The organism is Dactylosporangium sucinum (genome assembly GCF_014647515.1).
Taxonomy (GTDB): Bacteria; Actinomycetota; Actinomycetes; order Mycobacteriales; family Micromonosporaceae; genus Dactylosporangium; species Dactylosporangium sucinum.
Genome location: NZ_BMPI01000031.1, coordinates 104110 through 119916 on the forward strand (window position 1 = coordinate 104110; position 15807 = coordinate 119916).

Below are 15807 nucleotides of genomic sequence, written 5' to 3' on the forward strand. Positions count from 1 at the left end.
TCACTGCAGGGTCGGCGCCATGTCCTCGGCCGGGGGGTTCCACCCGGCGCTGTCCGCGGCCACCTGCTCGCCGGAGCGGATGTCCTTGACCTGGTCCGGAATGTCGCCGTTGGCCGGAAACCACACGTACGGGATCCCGCGGCGCTCGGCGTAGCGGATCTGCTTGCCGAGCTTCGCCGGCACCGGCGCGACCTCGGTCGCGATCCCCCGGGACCGCAGGGCGGCCGCGACGCGGTTGCTGACCGGCCGCTCCTCCTCGTTCCACAGGGCGACCAGCACGGCCGTCGGCACCGGCCGGGACGCGCTGATCGCGTTCTGGGCGAACAGCAGGCCGAGCAGGCGGGAGACGCCGATCGAGATGCCGACGCCGGGGAAGACGTCCTTGCCGGCGCTGGCGAGGTTGTCGTACCGCCCGCCGGAGCAGATCGAGCCGTAGCGCTCGTAGCCGGCCAGCTCGGTCTCGTACACGGTGCCGGTGTAGTAGTCGAGCCCGCGGGCGATCTTCAGCGTGGCCTCGACCAGGCCGGGCGCGTGCTCGCGAGCGGTCTCGACGACCGCGGCCAGCTCGGCGACGCCCTCGTCGAGCAGCGGGTGCTCGACGCCGAGGCCGCGCACGGCCGCCTCGAAGGACGCGTCGGACGAACGGATCTCGGCCAGCGCGAGGACGGCCTTGGCCTGCGCGTCGCTCGCGCCGGCGTTCATCAGCACCTCGGCGACCCTGTCCGGGCCGATCTTGTCGAGCTTGTCGACGGTGCGCAGCACCTCGTCGGGCTCCGCCAGGCCGAGGCCGAGGTAGAAGCCCTCGCAGAGCTTCCGGTTGTTCACCATGATCTTGACGGCCGGGATCGGCAGCGAGCGCAGCGCGTCGCCGATGACCAGCGGGATCTCGGCCTCGTAGTGCGGCGGGAGGGTGTCACGGTCGACGATGTCGATGTCGGCCTGGAGAAATTCCCGATACCGTCCTTCTTGGGGCTTTTCTCCCCGCCAGACCTTTTGGATCTGGTACCGCCGGAAGGGAAACTGCAACCTACCGGCGTTTTCCAGCACGTACCTCGCGAACGGAACGGTCAGATCGAAGTGCAGCCCCAGGCTCGCCTCCTCCTCGCCCTCGGCGGCCTGGAGGCGGTGCAGCGTGTACACCTCCTTGGAGGTCTCCCCCTTGCGCAGCAGCTGGTCGAGCGGCTCGACCGCGCGCGTCTCCAGCGAGGAGAAGCCGTAGAGCTCGAAGGTGCGCCGCAGCCGGTCCAGGACCTGCTGCTCGACGATGCGCTGCGCGGGCGTCCACTCCGGGAAGCCCGACAGCGAGGCGGAAAGGGACATCGGTTACCAGCCTTTTCGGGGGGCCTCGGCGGCCTCGCGCAGGTACGGGTTGCGCTGGCGCTCGCGGCCGATGGTGGTCTGGGGGCCGTGGCCGGGCAGGACGACGGTCTCGTCGGGCAGGGTGAGCACCTTGTCGCGCAGGCTCGCGACCATCTGGCTCATGCTGCCGCCCGGCAGGTCGGTGCGTCCGATCGAGTCGCGGAAGAGCACGTCACCGCTGAAGCAGGTGCCCTCGCTGCGGAACATCACCGACCCGCGGGTATGGCCGGGCGCGTGGTCGACGGTCAGCTCCAGGCCGGCGATGCGCAGCACCAGGCCGCCCTCCAGCGGCGCCACGTCGTCGGGCTCGGTCCAGGTGAGGCGGCCCCCGAAGAGGGCGGTGAGGTCGGCGCTGATGCCCTTCGCCGGGTCCTTGAGCATCTCGCCGTCGTCCGGGTGGATGTACGCCGTGATGCCGCGCGCGCCGCAGACCGGGGTGACCGAGAAGGTGTGGTCTAGGTGGCCGTGCGTGAGCAGGACCGCGGCCGGCTGCAGCCGGTGCTCGGCGAGCACCTCGTCGAGCCGGTCGGTGACGCCGATGCCCGGGTCGATCACCACGCACTGCTCGCCGGGGGCCGGGGCGACGACAAAGCAGTTCGTCCCGAACACCTCGGCGGGAAAGCCGGCGATGAGCACGCGGCGCTCCTCCCTGTCGATGTCCTGAATCCGGCCGCTGAGGACCTCGTAAACCCTATCCGGAGGTCAGGCACAGCGAACCGTGACCGGGCGGCGACCCGCATTCCGGGTTCTACCCGTACACTCTGGCGGGCGTGTGACGTGGCACCCAAATGTATTTTCCTGGAGGGGAGCACCGGTGGCTTCCAGTAAGGCCCGGCAGCGCGCTCTGGCGCGGGCGAAGACCGAGCGGCAGATCGCGCGACGAGCAGCCGCGGCGCGGCGCCGCCGCCAATGGCAGGCCGGCATCGGCAGCGCGGTCGCGCTCGCCCTGATCGTCCTCGTGGTGATCTGGAAGACCGGGGGGTTCGAGCCCGAGCCGGTCCGCGCCTCGGAGTGCGCCTGGACCTCGGTGGAGGCGGGCTCGGGGATCGTCGACGTGGGCAAGCCGCGCACGAACGACATCGTCAAGAACGGCGTGAAGACGATGACGATCTCGCTCGGCCAGGGCACCGTCACGGCGAAGCTCGACCCGAGCAAGGCGCCGTGCACGGTGGAGAGCTTCACCTACCTGGCCAGCAAGAAGTTCTTCGACAACACGGTCTGCCATCGGCTGACCGACGCCATCCTGCAGTGTGGCGACCCGTCGGGCTCCGGCAGCGGCGGCCCGGCGTACCGCTTCCCGAACGAGAACGTGCCGTCGCCGACGGTCGACCCCTCGGCCTCCGCCTCGGCCGACGCCTCGTCGACGGGCAACGCCCTCTACCCGATGGGCACCCTGGCCATGGCGCACTCGTCCGAGCCGGACAGCAACGGCAGCCAGTTCTTCCTGGTCTTCAAGGACGTGCAGTACCCGGCCGACTACACGGTCTTCGGCACGATCGTCGGCGGCCTGGACGTGCTGACCAAGATCGGCGAGGGCGGCAACGACGGCAGCAACCAGGCCGGCGGCGGCAAGCCGAACCAGGACGTCAAGATCAGCTCGCTGACCGTCACCGACATCGCGCCGGAGGAGCCGTCGACGGCGCCGTCCGCGTCGACCTCGGCGAGCACGTCGGCCTCCGCCTCGCCCGCGGCGAGCGCCTCGAGCCAGTCGTGACACATCATCCATCCCCGTTGAGCAAGGAGTACCGACCGTGACCACCAACCGGGACCGCCAGCGCGCCGCGGCACGTGCGCGGCTGGAGCGGGAGATGGCTGATCGCGCCGAGAAGTCCCGGCACCGACGGCGCAGGAACACGACGATCGCCGTGGGCGCGGGCAGCCTGGTGGTCCTGCTCGGCGTGGCGTGGCTCGTGGTCGCGCTGACCGGCGACGACAAGACGTCGACCGAGGCGGGCGCCAACCCCTCGGCGACCGCCACCCCGGCGAACTGCACCTGGCTGCCGCTCGTCGACCCGTCGGCGTCGCCGAAGCCGGAGATCCCCAAGGAGGTCAAGGACGTCGGCACCCCGCCCACGTCCGGCGAGCCCCGCACCGGCACCCAGCTGATGACGCTCGACACCACCGTGGGCACCATCAAGATCGAGATGGACACCGCGCACGCTCCCTGCGCCGCGGCGAGCTTCACCTACCTGTCCGGCAAGAAGTTCTTCGACAACACGAAGTGCCATCGCCTCGTGACGCAGAACATCTATGTGCTGCAGTGCGGTGACCCGAGCGGTACAAGCCTGGGCGGTCCGACGTACCGCTACGCGGAGGAGAACCTGCCGACCGGGCGTCGCCCTGCCTACACGGAGGGCATGGTCGCGATGGCCAAGACTCAGGACCCGAACAGCACCGGCAGCCAGTTCTTCATCGTCTACAAGGACATCGAGTCCCTATCGGCGGACTACACCGTCGTGGGCAAGGTGACCGAGGGCCTGGACCTGGTGAAGAAGGTCGCCGAGGCCGGGGTCGTCCCGGACGCTTCAGCGGATCCGAACTCGCCGGCGAGCGAGGGAGCACCGAAGACCGAGGTCCTGATCAAGACACTGACGGTGGGCCCCCCGACCCCCTGAAGTCCCGCTCACCGCAGATATGGCGCGGCCCGGCAGTTGCCGGGCCGCGCCTTATCTCGTTCAGGGAAGCTCAATATTCGTCATTTGTCAATGTCTTGAACCGGCGGGCGAGGCCCGGTTATAGTTCCTCGACGATGATCAGCGTCTAAGTCATTTCAGCGCATCACGGGAGGATCAAATGACGAAAGTATTGGCGCGCGTCGGCGACAAGATGCTTGGATCATTCCTGCGCAAACAAGAGGCTGGCGCCTGCACCGAGTGCCCTGGCCCGTGCTCTCCGTACCAGGGTTACGCGTGCCGTGGCACCGTTTACAGCACGGTGACCTGCGTGCGCTACTACACCTGCGACTGCGGCTGCCAGATCAACTGGAGCCGTTGCACGTACGGTCCGAAGATCGGCACCTGCTGACCAGAACATATTCCGGATGAATATCCGGAATAATTGCAGAGCATGGCCGGAGCCGGGTTCGGGCCCAGCTCCGGCCATGCTTTCCGGACGGGGACAATTTTGACATACGGATATCTCGCCGGCCGCGGGTTGTTAGCTTTCGTCATGGTGCTTGCCGTCGCCGGCAAACTCTCCGACGTCGAATCGAGGCGCGCGTTTCGGGCGTCACTCGAGGCTCTTGCTTGGGTCCCGCGCGCGTTGCGCCCGACTCTGCCGCTCAGCGTGATGGTGGCTGAGGCGGCGCTGATCGTCCTGCTCGCGATCCCGCAGACCGCCCTGCTCGGCTTGGTGCTCTGCGCGCTGTTCCTCAGCGTCGTGACAGCGGCCTTGGCCGCAGCACGCGCGGCCGGCGGCGATATCCGCTGCGCGTGCTTCGGCGCCGACGACCGACCGGTCGAAGGCTGGCACTTCGTACGCAACGGTCTTCTGATACTCATCGCGACCGGGACTTTCCTGGCCGGGACACTCCCGGCCCATGATCAGGCATCGGCGTTCGATGTGCCAGCAGTCGCCGCCGGAGTCGCGATCAGCTCCGGCATGCTGTGCGCCGTCGCTCTGACGCATTGGCGGGATCTCTCGTTCCTGTTCGGAACAGCGGGCTCCCAGAGCACCGACCGAGGCTGACCGGAGGTCATATCGTGACTTGGATACTGACCGTCGCCGTCATTGCGGCGCTCGTCATCTCACTGCTCAACCTGACGCTGACCTTCGCGATCGTCCGACGCATGCGCGACAACCCAACAGAGCCGGGGCACGGGCATGGACAGCAGCACGGCAACCACTCCATGTCGCTGGTGCCCGTCGGCGCCCGAGTCGGACCGTTCCGGGCCACTACACCCGGTGGCGTCGTTGTCACGACCGAGGACGTCGCCACCGACAGCGTTGTGGCGTTTGTGTCGGCAACGTGCGAAACGTGCAAGCAGGTCTTGGAGCAGTTGGAGCGACAGCAGCACACCCTCGGGACGCTCGTGGTGTTCGTCTTCGGCGTCGAGGCCGACGTCGAGGCGATAGCCGCCCGGCTCTCGGCGGCCCGCGTGGCGATGGCCGCCGTTGGCGGCGACGTGGCCGCCGCCTTCGGTGGCATCGACGGCTATCCGCGGGTCGTTCGTGTCACCGGCGGGGTCATTGCCCGCGGGGGCATCACGCTCGAGCACCTGGAGAAGGACTACCAGTTCGCCCATACACCATGAGCGTGCGATTCTCTGTGGGAAGCCCGCCACCATTTGCTCATGAGAGCAGTCGATGGCGGGCAGCGGGCCAGGCGCTGCTCCTCGGACTGCGCGCCGCCCCCGGCGGATACGTCCTGCTCGTTACGCTCGCCGTTGCCGGCGGCGCCGCCGCACCTCTCGCGGCCTGGCTGAGCAAAGTCTTCATCGACCGTCTGACTGCGGGGCGGACGGACGCCGCCGCCGTCCTGTGGCCAGCGATCGGCGCCGCATTTTGCACAACCGTTATCGTTGTGCTCGGTCAGGTCGGCATGTACGTCAACGCGCTCGTCCGGCGTACGGTCACCATTGAGGTACAGGACAGGCTCGCGCGGCGGCTCGATGAGTTCGTGGGATTGCGGTACTTCGAAGATCCCGCCCACCACGATCGTCTGCGGCTTGCCGGCCAGGCCGCCGACAGCGCGCCGCACGACGTTGCCGCGTTCACACTCGACACGGCACGCCAGGCCGCCGCCCTTACCGGGTTCGTCGCCGCGATGCTCGGCATCTGGCCGCCGATGGCCCTGTTGCTGCTGATCGCCGCCTTACCCGCGTATCTGGCCCAGCGAGGGCTGGTACGACACCAGGTTGCGGTTGCCGAGGCGGTGTCGCCGATGCAGCGGCTGCAGTTCTACTACCGGTCGCTGATGACCGAGGTTCAGCCCGCCAAAGAGCTGCGGATCTTCGGACTCGGCAGCTTCTTTCGAGAGCGTATGGTGGCGTCGCTGGCCGAAAGCACCGGCACCGAGCAGGCTGTCCACCGCCGCGCCACCCTGCTGCAGGGCGGCCTCACGCTGGCCAACGGCTTGGTCAGCTGCGTCGGCGTGGCGGTCGTGGTCGTCCAGGCGCAGCGCGGCACGCTGACGGTCGGCGACGTCACGATGTTCATCGCAGCCGTCGCGGCGCTGCAGGGCGCCATCGGCACGATCATCGTGCAGTTCGGCCGCGTCGAGGAGGCGGCAGCACTACTCGGTCACTACCACGAGTTCATGACGGGCTCACCAGATCTGCCGGACGGCGGCGCCGCAGCGCCACCCCTGCGCAACTGCATCGAACTGCGAGACGTCTGGTTCCGCTACAGCGATGACGGCCCGTGGGTGCTTCGCGGCGTCGACCTGACGATCCCAGCCGGCCGCTCGATTGGGTTGGTTGGGCTCAACGGTGCTGGCAAGAGCACAATCGCCAAGCTGCTGTGCCGGCTCTACGACCCGACCCGCGGCTCGATCACATGGGACGGGCTGGATCTCCGCGACCTACGGGTCGCCGAGTTGCGCCGCCGGATCTCTGCCGTCTTCCAGGACTTCACCACGTACGACATGACCGCCGCGGAAAACATCGGGGTCGGTGACCTCGCCCGGCTCACCGACCAGGCCGCCGTTGAGCGCGCCGCGTCACTGGCCGGCATCGCCGATCGGATCGAGCGTCTCCCCCATGGTTACGCCACGATGATCAGCCTTGACTTCTTCGGTGCCTCCGACGAGGCCGGCACCATGCTCTCCGGTGGGCAACTGCAACGCCTGGCGATCGCCCGCGCCGTCCTGCGCGACGGCGCCGACCTGCTGATCCTGGACGAGCCGAGTTCGGGGCTCGACCCCGACGCCGAGAACGCGGTGCACTGCACCCTGCGGAACGTACGGGCTGGGCGGAGCACGCTATTGGTCTCACACCGACTCGGTGCGATCCGAGACGCCGACGAGATCGTGGTGCTCGACGGGGGGCGGATCGCCGAGCGGGGGACCCACGACGAACTCATGGCAGCCGGCGGCGCCTACGCCCGCCTGTTCACCTTGCAGGCCAGTCGCTATCAGGACGAGCGCGTGGCGTCGAGATGACAGTCGTCTCCGTCGCAGCCGCGATCGTCGCGCTGTTGGCGATGCTCTGGCGCGCGCGCAGCAGCCTGCTCCTGGTTACGATCAACGGTGACAGCATGGCCCCGGATCTCAACCGAGGCGACGTCGTGCTGGTCCACCGCCGCCGCCGATACCGGTCGGGCAACATCGCGCTCCTGCGGCTCGAGCCAGGCAGCATGCCGATGGTCAAGCGGATAGTCGCGGTTGCCGGTGATCCCGTGCCGGACGCCATACGGCACGCGATCCCGGGCATGGTCGTGCCAACCGGTGCGGTGGTCGTGCTAGGCACCCGACCGGACAGCATTGACTCGCGTCGGCTCGGTCCGGTACCCGTCGAGCGGGTCGTCGGGGTCGTGGTAGGCAGGGTTCGGCGTCAGGCGCCCGAGGTGACCCGGTAGGCGTCGTAGACGCCGTCGATGCGGCGCACGGCGGCCAGCAGGTGGTTGAGGTGCTTCGGGTCGGCCATCTCGAAGCTGAAGCGGCTGATCGCCACCCGGTCGCGCGTGGTCGTCACCGTCGCGGAGAGGATGTTGACCTTCTCGTCGGACAGGACGCGGGTCACGTCGGCCAGGAGCTTGTGGCGGTCGAGGGCCTCGACCTGGATGGCGACCAGGAAGGTCGACGCGCTAGTCGGCTTCCAGCTCACCTCCAGCACGCGCTCCGGCTGCTCCTTGAGGTCGGCCGCGTTGGCGCAGTCGTCGCGGTGGACGCTGACGCCGCCGGAGCGGGTCACGAAGCCGAAGACGGCGTCGCCGGGGACCGGCGTGCAGCAGCGGGCCAGCTTGATCCAGACGTCGTCGACGCCGAGCACCTCGACGCCCGGGTCGGAGGCGCCGGTGCGGGTGCGGGCCGGGCGGGTCGGAATGGCGGTCTCGGCGATGTCCTCGACCGCGCCCTCCTCGCCGCCGTAGCCGGCGACCAGGCGCTGGACGACCGACTGGGCGGAGGCCTGGCCGTCGCCGACGGCCGCGTAGAGCGCCGCCACGTCGGCCAGGTGCAGCTCGCGGGCGATCGTCATGAGCGACTCGGAGGTCAGCAGGCGCTGCAGGGGCAGGCCCTGCTTGCGCATCGCCTTGACGATCGCCTCCTTGCCGGCCTCGATCGCCTCCTCGCGGCGCTCCTTGTTGAAATACTGCCGGATCTTCGTGCGCGCCCGGGGGCTCTTGACGAAGCCCAGCCAGTCCTGGGTGGGGCCGGCGGTCTCGGACTTCGACGTGAAGATCTCGATCACGTCGCCGTTGGACAGCGTGCTCTCCAGCGGCACGAGCTTGCCGTTGACCCGCGCGCCGATGCACTTGTGGCCGACCTCGGTGTGCACCGCATAGGCGAAGTCGACCGGGGTGGAGGCGGTGGGCAGCGCGATCACGTCGCCCTTCGGCGTGAAGACGTAGACCTCCTGGCTGGACAGGTCGAAGCGCAGCGCGTCGAGGAACTCGCTCGGGTCGCTCGCCTCGCGCTGCCAGTCGAGCAGCTGCCGCAGCCAGGTCATCTCGTCGATGTGTGCCGGCGGACCGGCAATCGTCGCGTTCTTGGTCTCCTTGTAGCGCCAGTGGGCGGCGATGCCGTACTCCGCGGTGCGGTGCATCGCGTAGGTGCGGATCTGCAGCTCGACCGGCTTGCCGGTGGGGCCGATGACCGTCGTGTGCAGCGACTGGTACATGTTGAACTTCGGCATGGCGATGTAGTCCTTGAACCGGCCCGGCACAGGCTGCCAGTTCGCGTGGATCACGCCGAGCGCCGCGTAGCAGTCGCGGACGGTGTCGACCAGGATGCGCACGCCGACCAGGTCGTAGATGTCGCCGAAGTCGCGGCCGCGGACGATCATCTTCTGGTAGACGGAGTAGAGGTGCTTCGGGCGGCCGGTCACCTCGGACTTGATCTTCGCCGCGCGCAGGTCGGTGGCGACCTTCTGGGTCACCGTGCGCAGCAGCGAGTCGCGCTGCGGGGTGTGCTCGGCGATGAGCCGGCTGATCTCGTCGAAGCGCTTGGGGAACAGCGTGCGGAACGCCAGGTCCTCCAGCTCCCACTTGATCGTGTTCATGCCGAGGCGGTGGGCGAGCGGGGCCAGGATCTCCAGCGTCTCCTTGGCCTTCTGCTCCTGCTTGGGGCGGGGCAGGAAGGTCAGGGTGCGCATGTTGTGCAGCCGGTCGGCCAGCTTGATGACCAGCACCCGCGGGTCCTTGGCCATGGCCACGACCATCTTGCGGATCGTCTCCGCCTTCGCCGCGTCGCCGAGCTTGACCTTGTCGAGCTTGGTCACCCCGTCGACGAGCAGCGTGACCTCGCCGCCGAAGTCGACCTGCATCCGCTCGATCGTGTACTCGGTGTCCTCGATCGTGTCGTGCAGCAGCGCGGCCACCAGCGTGGTGGTGTCCATGCCCAGGTCGGCCAGGATGGTGGCGACGGCGAGCGGGTGCGTGATGTAGGGATCGCCGGACTTGCGGAACTGGCCCTTGTGGAAGTGCTCGGCCATGTCGTAGGCCCGCTGGAGCAGGCGCACGTCGGCCTTCGGGTGGCTCGCCTTGTGCTGCGCGATCAGCGGCTCCAGGACCTCGCTGACCTGCGGGCTCTGCCAGGGCGCGTTGAACCGGGCCAGCCGGGCGCGGACCCGGCGGCCGGTCGGCGCGGCGCCGACCAGGCCGAGGGCGGCGCCGGTCACGGTGCTGGCCTCGGTCAGGTCCTCGGTGTCCTCCCCCGGCGCGTCGCCGGCGGGGCGGCGGTCGCTCGCCCGCCGCTGCGGCGTCTCGGACTGCACGGGCGCCACGGGGAACTGCAGCACCACACCACCGGCCTCGGCCGTCTCCGGCTCGGGGGTCGTGGGCGTGTCCTGCCGCGGTTCATCCTGCACGTGGTCGACCGTACCCTCAATGGGGGGTGCGATGTCGCCGGTCACCGGCCGCTCCTCATCGCCGACAACGTAGGAACGCCAAGCTTACCTGCCCCGGCTGACATTTCCCCGCAGCAAAAGGACCGCTCAGACGGTCAAGAGGGCATGAACCGGACGTCCTTCCAGGCGCTCCCGGCCCGCGAGGAACGAGAGCTCCAGCACCACGCTGAAGCCGCTCACCCGGCCGCCCGCCTGCTCGACGAGGTTGAGGGTGGCGGCCGCCGTGCCGCCGGTCGCCAGCACGTCGTCGACGACCAGCACGCGCTCGCCGGCGAGGAACGCGTCGGCGTGCACCTCCAGGGTCGCCTCGCCGTACTCCAGGGCGTACGTCGCCGACACCGTCTGCCGGGGCAGCTTGCCGGCCTTGCGGACGGGCACGATGCCCTTGCCGGTCGCGTAGGCCACCGCGGCGGCGATCACGAACCCGCGCGCCTCCATCCCGGCGACCACGTCGAACGTGTCGGCGCCCTGCTCGGCGATGATCGCGTCGACCGCCGCCGCGAACGCGGGCCCGTCGGCGAACAGCGGCATCAGGTCCTTGAACAGGATGCCCGGCTTCGGAAAGTCGGGCACGTCGAGGACCTTGCTCGCGACCAGCTCGGAGATCTCCACCCGCACTCCTCACGCAAGACGGCACGGGCGCCGCGACCGCGACGCCCGTGCAAGTGAACCAACATCCTCAGCGACGGCCGCTGCCGCCACTCGGCCGTCCGCCGGCCCGCGGGCGCTTGCCGGCGCCGGGACGGGCCGCGGGCCGGGCGCCCGGGCGGGGCGCCGCTCCGGCGAGCTCCGGGTTCACCGTGCGCTCGGCCTTGGCGCCGCCGCTGCCGATCGGCACGCCGTCGCTGTCGAGGGCGACCGCCGCGGCGCGCGCCTGCTCCTTGGCCGCCGCCGTCCGCCGGGTCGCGATCCGCTGGGCGTGGGCCTGCAGCCGCGGCTCGCGGGACTTGAGCTCGGCGAGGACCGGCGTGGCGAAGAAGATCGACGAGTACACCGCGACGCCCATACCGATGAACAGCACGAGACCGAGGTCCTTGAGCGTGCCGGCGCCGAGCAGGCCGGCGCCGATGAACAGCAGGCCGCCGACGGGCAGCAGGGCGACGAGGCCGGTGTTGATCGACCGCATCAGCGTCTGGTTGACCGCGAGGTTGGCCGCCTCGGCGTACGTCGTGTTGTTGGAGCCGGTGATGCCCTTGGTGTTCTCCTGGACCTTGTCGAACACCACCACCACGTCGTACAGCGCGAAGCCGAGGATCGTCAGGAAGCCGATGACCGTCGACGGGGTGACCTCGAAGCCGACCAGCGAGTAGACGCCGCCGGTGAGCACCAGGTCGAGCAGCAGCGACGCGATCGCCGCCACGGCCATCCGCCACTCGAAGCGGAACACCAGGTACGCCAGGACGGCCGCCAGGAAGATGACCAGGCTCAGCGCGGCCTTGTTGGTGACCTGGCCGCCCCACGAGGTGCTGACGGCGCTGTCGCTGATCTGGGTCGGGTTGATCCCGAACTTCTGGGCGACCTCGTCCTTGATCGCCGTCTGGCGCGCAACGTCGTTGATCTGCTCGGTCTTGATGATGTACTGGCTGTCGCCGACCGTCTGCCCGGTCTTGACCTCCACGCCCGCGTCGCCGAAGGCGTTCTCGACCTGTTCGAGGGTGCCGACGCTCACCGGGACGTTGAACTGGTTGCCGCCCTCGAACTCGATGCCGAGCGTGAAGCCCCGCACGAACATGCTCCCGACCGCGATGAGGACCGCGATCCCGGCGATCATGAACCAGAGCCTCCGGCGGCCGACGACGTTGACGCCGGCCTCACCCCGGTAGAGCCGTGCTGCGATGCCGCCGCTCATCGTCAGGCCTCCTTCGGGCGGTTGCGACGGGTGGTCGGAGCGGCGTCCGTCGTGGACCGCTGCTCCAGCACGCGGCCGAGGCCGCTGACCCGCGGTGACAAGAATGCCTTACTGCGCGCGAACAGCGTCATGATCGGATGGCGGAAGAGGAACACGACCACGAGGTCGAGGATCGTCGCCACGCCCAGGGCGAAGGCGAAGCCCTTCACCGAGCCGATCGACACGAAGTACAGGATCGCGGCGGCGAGCAGTGTGATCGTGTTCGCCGAGATGATCGTGCGGCGGGCCCGCACCCAGGCGCGCGGCACCGCGCTGCGGGGGCTGCGGCCCTCGCGGATCTCGTCCTTGAGCCGTTCGAAGTAGATGACGAACGAGTCGGCGGCGACACCCAGCGAGACGATGAAGCCCGCGAAGCCGGCCAGGGTGAGCGTGAAGCCGATCTGCCGGCCCAGGATCACCAGCGCCATGTAGACGAGCGCGCCGGAGAGCAGGAGGCTGATCATGATCACGCCGCCGAGCAGCCGGTAGTAGAAGAACGAGTAGAGCACGACCAGCAGCAGGCCGATGCCGGCGGCGAGGACGCCCGCCTCGAGGTGCGAGCTGCCCAGGGTGGCCGAGATGCTCTGCGCGTCCTGCGACTGGAACGACAGCGGCAGCGCGCCGTACTGCAGCTGGCTGGCCAGCAGCTGGGCCTCGGACTTGGTGAACGTGCCGCTGATCTCGGCGTCACCGGGGATCACGCTCTGGATCGTCGGGGCCGACACGACCTCGTTGTCCAGCACCACGGCGACCTGCGACGGGCTGGTGCCGCCGTTGTAGGCCTCCTTGGTGAGGTTGGTCCAGCGGTCCTGGCCGTTGCTGTTGAAGGACAGGTTGACCGTCCACTTGCTGTTCTGCGGGTTGATCCCGGAGTCGGCCTTGGAGACGTCGGTGCCCAGGACCTTGGCCACGTCGAGCTGGTACTTCACGTCGGGACCGCAGGCGACGACCTGGTCCTCGGCGGTGCGGATCGAGCCGACCGGCCGGTGGTTGAGCTTGTCGCAGTTCACGTAGGGGATGTTGAACTGCATGCTCGCCGGCAGGACGGCGACCTCTTCCGGCGTCAGGCTCTCGAACGGCTTGTACTGCTGGGCCTTCGCCGGGTCCTGGCTGAAGTCGATCGGGGTCTGCTCGGCCATGGCGGCGGCCCACAGCGCCTCGCCCAGCTTCTTCTGGACCTCGGCGCGGCGCTCGGCGACGCCCGGCAGCAGGGAGGCCGACGGCGACGCGCTGGCGGCCGGGGAGGCCGGCGCGGAGTCCGAGGCGCTCGGCGAGGCCGGCGCGCTGGCCGAGGCCGAGCCCGAAGCCGGGGCCGAACCCGACCCCGACGGCGCGGGGGAACCCGAGGCCGGCGCGGAGCCCGAGGGAGAGGCGGACGGCGACGCGGAGGTCGAGCCGGCGCCGGTGTCGGCGGTCTGGTTCAGCACCTTGCGGAAGCGCAGCTCCGCGGTCTGACCGACCTGCTTCAACCGGTCGTCACTCTTGCCCGGCAGGGAGACGACGATGTTGTTGTCGCCCTCGATGACGACCTCCGCCTCGGCGACACCCAGGCCGTTGACCCGGTTGTCGATGATCTGGCGAGCGGTCTCCATCTGGTTGCGCGAGGGCGCCTGCCCGTTGTCGGTCTTCGCCTGCAGCGTGACGGTCGTCCCGCCGATCAGGTCAAGACCGAGCTTCGGCTCCAGCCGGTCCCGCCACCCACCGCTGCCACCGAACCACGTCAAGAGGCCGAAGGCGATGAAGATGACGGCGAGGACGGCGAGTGAGCGGCTCGGGCGCATCGGTGCCTGAGGTTGTGCCACGGCTCTCGGGTCTCCCTGCGGTAACGCCGGCGGGGTTCGCGCGGCGTGAATGTTTCACGTATGTGCGGCTGCGAACGGGTCAGTCGGCGTCGCGGGCGGGGTCGGCCGGTGCCTCATCGTCGTCGGCGGCCTCGTCGTCGCCGGCATCAGCCTTCTTGGTCACCTTTCCGATGGCCGCCCGGGCGTACTTGGCGGTGACGCCCGGCGCGATCTCCAGCAGCACGGTGTCGTCCTCGATCCCCCGCACCGTGCCGTAGAGGCCGCCGACGGTGACCACCTCGTCCCCGATCCCCATCGCCGACTGCATGCTCTCGACCTCACGGCGGCGCTTCTGCTGCGGGCGGATCATCAGGAAGTAGATGAGCACGAAGAAGCCGGCGAAGAGGATGATCGTGAAGAAGCCGCTGCTGCCGCCTGAAGCCTGCTCGGCGTGATACACGTTGAAAGCCTTCCGGTTGAGGTCATGAGGTCCGCGCAGCGGATCGCGGCGAGTCTAGTCGGTGTGTCGGACGCCACGCAGACCGGCATCCGTCACGGTCCGATCACGACAGGCTGGGAGCTACGGCTCCAAGCTGAACAGATCGGGCATCTGCGGCGAGCCACCCGCGGAATGTCCGCCCCCGACGGTACCAGCGGGAACTGGGAGGCCTAGATGGCGCCACGCACCTGCCGTGGCGACCCGACCACGGGGCGTGCGGGCCAGCAGGCCGGTCCGCAGCAGGAACGGCTCGCAGACCTCCTCGACCGTGTCGGGCTGCTCCCCCACCGCGACGGCGAGCGTGGAGAGACCGACCGGCCCGCCCCCGGCCCTGATCAGGGCCGTGAGCACCGCCCGGTCGAGCTTGTCGAGGCCCAGCTCGTCGACGTCGTACACCGCCAGGGCGGCCCGCGCCGCGGCCAGGTCGACCACGCCGGTGCCGCGCACCTCGGCGTAGTCGCGGACCCGGCGCAGCAGCCGGTTGGCGATCCGCGGGGTGCCGCGCGAGCGCCGGCCGATCTCCACGGATCCCTCCTCCGTGATCGGGACGTCGAGGATCCGGGCCGAGCGGACGATGACCAGCTCCAGCTCCTCGGGATCGTAGAAGTCGAGCTGGCCGACGAAGCCGAACCGGTCGCGCATCGGCCCGGTGAGCAGGCCGCTGCGGGTGGTCGCGCCGACCAGCGTGAACGGCTCCACGTCGAGCGGGATCGCGGTGGCGCCGGGGCCCTTGCCCACGACGACGTCCACGCGGAAGTCCTCCATCGCGCTGTACAGCAACTCCTCCGCCGGCCGGGCCATGCGGTGGATCTCGTCGATGAACAGCACGTCGCCGTGCGACAGGCTGGTGAGCACGGCGGCCAGGTCGCCGGCCCGCTCGATCGCCGGCCCGCTGGTCAGCCGCAGCCCGGCGCCCAGCTCGGCGGCGACGATCATGGCCAGGGTGGTCTTGCCGAGCCCGGGCGAGCCCGACAGCAGGATGTGGTCGGGCGGGCTGCCGCGGCGCAGCGCGCTCTGCAGCAGCAGGTCGAGCTGCTCGCGGACCCGGTGCTGGCCGACGAACTCGGCGAGCCGCCGCGGCCGGACACTCTGCTCGGCGGCGGAGTCCTCGTCCGAAGCGAACGAGCTCAGCACCGGATCCGTCACGACGCCTCCGCTTCGCTACGCCGCCGCGACCCGAGCTGCGCCTCCTGGTGAGCGGCCCCTCCGCTGCGCTCCGGACCGCTCACGCCGCCTCCGCTGCGCTCCGGCAGCGCTCGCCCGCGCAGCACCCCC

14 protein-coding genes are annotated in these 15807 nt (G+C 69.6%); 6 read left to right on the top strand and 8 right to left on the bottom strand.

The genetic code is table 11. The features are described from left to right. On the bottom strand, positions 1-1320 hold the full coding sequence (gene hisS, locus IEZ31_RS29165) for a histidine--tRNA ligase (RefSeq protein WP_190253197.1): 1320 nt from the start codon (positions 1318-1320) through the stop codon (positions 1-3). A 3-nt stretch (positions 1321-1323) separates the two neighbouring features. Next, positions 1324-1995: an MBL fold metallo-hydrolase gene (locus IEZ31_RS29170; RefSeq protein WP_190253198.1), complete on the bottom strand. Its 672-nt coding sequence runs from the start codon at positions 1993-1995 to the stop codon at positions 1324-1326. A 178-nt stretch (positions 1996-2173) separates the two neighbouring features. On the opposite strand from IEZ31_RS29170, the gene IEZ31_RS29175 reads away from it, so the two are divergent. From IEZ31_RS29175 to IEZ31_RS29200, 6 genes are all read left to right on the top strand, one after another. Next, positions 2174-3073, top strand: a complete 900-nt coding sequence (locus IEZ31_RS29175) for a peptidylprolyl isomerase (protein ID WP_190253199.1) — start codon at positions 2174-2176, stop codon at positions 3071-3073. Positions 3074-3110: 37 nt separating this feature from the next. Beyond that, positions 3111-3974 (top strand): peptidylprolyl isomerase, encoded by an 864-nt coding sequence (locus IEZ31_RS29180; protein WP_229835947.1) that lies wholly within the window; start codon positions 3111-3113, stop codon positions 3972-3974. A gap of 451 nt (positions 3975-4425) precedes the next feature. Then, positions 4426-5046, top strand: a complete 621-nt coding sequence (locus IEZ31_RS29185; protein ID WP_373294708.1) for a MauE/DoxX family redox-associated membrane protein — start codon at positions 4426-4428, stop codon at positions 5044-5046. Between the two features lie 14 nt (positions 5047-5060). Next, complete coding sequence (locus IEZ31_RS29190; protein WP_190253201.1) at positions 5061-5612, top strand: hypothetical protein; 552 nt, start codon at positions 5061-5063, stop codon at positions 5610-5612. Between the two features lie 2 nt (positions 5613-5614). Beyond that, positions 5615-7459, top strand: a complete 1845-nt coding sequence (locus IEZ31_RS29195; protein WP_229835948.1) for an ABC transporter ATP-binding protein — start codon at positions 5615-5617, stop codon at positions 7457-7459. Beyond that, on the top strand, positions 7456-7875 hold the full coding sequence (locus tag IEZ31_RS29200) for a S26 family signal peptidase (RefSeq protein WP_190253203.1): 420 nt from the start codon (positions 7456-7458) through the stop codon (positions 7873-7875). Before IEZ31_RS29195 ends, IEZ31_RS29200 begins: the two co-directional genes overlap by 4 nt. Here the strand turns inward: IEZ31_RS29200 and IEZ31_RS29205 are convergent. The 6 genes from IEZ31_RS29205 to ruvB form a co-directional block, all read right to left on the bottom strand. After that, positions 7851-10325 carry a RelA/SpoT family protein gene (locus IEZ31_RS29205; protein WP_190253204.1) on the bottom strand — a complete coding sequence of 825 codons (2475 nt, stop codon included), beginning with the start codon at positions 10323-10325 and terminating at the stop codon, positions 7851-7853. The two genes, IEZ31_RS29200 and IEZ31_RS29205, sit on opposite strands and share 25 nt — an antisense overlap. A gap of 126 nt (positions 10326-10451) precedes the next feature. After that, the gene (locus IEZ31_RS29210; RefSeq protein WP_190253205.1) at positions 10452-10982 is read right to left on the bottom strand and encodes an adenine phosphoribosyltransferase; all 531 of its coding nucleotides are present in this window, start codon (positions 10980-10982) and stop codon (positions 10452-10454) included. Positions 10983-11043: 61 nt separating this feature from the next. Beyond that, entirely contained in the window at positions 11044-12213 is a 1170-nt protein-coding gene (secF, locus tag IEZ31_RS29215) for a protein translocase subunit SecF (protein WP_190253206.1), read from the bottom strand. Between the two features lie 2 nt (positions 12214-12215). After that, the gene (gene secD / locus IEZ31_RS29220; protein WP_190253207.1) at positions 12216-14054 is read right to left on the bottom strand and encodes a protein translocase subunit SecD; all 1839 of its coding nucleotides are present in this window, start codon (positions 14052-14054) and stop codon (positions 12216-12218) included. Positions 14055-14133: 79 nt separating this feature from the next. Beyond that, complete coding sequence (yajC, locus tag IEZ31_RS29225; RefSeq protein ID WP_190253208.1) at positions 14134-14493, bottom strand: preprotein translocase subunit YajC; 360 nt, start codon at positions 14491-14493, stop codon at positions 14134-14136. A 120-nt stretch (positions 14494-14613) separates the two neighbouring features. After that, positions 14614-15678 (bottom strand): Holliday junction branch migration DNA helicase RuvB, encoded by a 1065-nt coding sequence (gene ruvB, locus IEZ31_RS29230; RefSeq protein WP_190253209.1) that lies wholly within the window; start codon positions 15676-15678, stop codon positions 14614-14616. Between the last annotated feature and the right edge of the window lie 129 nt (positions 15679-15807).

Coding starts and splice junctions, on each gene's coding strand:
- hisS (WP_190253197.1), bottom strand. CDS start 1,320: ATGTCCCTTTCCGCCTCGCTGTCGGGCTTCCCGGAGTGGACGCCCGCG.
- IEZ31_RS29185 (WP_373294708.1), top strand. CDS start 4,426: ATGGCCGGAGCCGGGTTCGGGCCCAGCTCCGGCCATGCTTTCCGGACG.
- IEZ31_RS29200 (WP_190253203.1), top strand. CDS start 7,456: ATGACAGTCGTCTCCGTCGCAGCCGCGATCGTCGCGCTGTTGGCGATG.
- secF (WP_190253206.1), bottom strand. CDS start 12,213: ATGAGCGGCGGCATCGCAGCACGGCTCTACCGGGGTGAGGCCGGCGTC.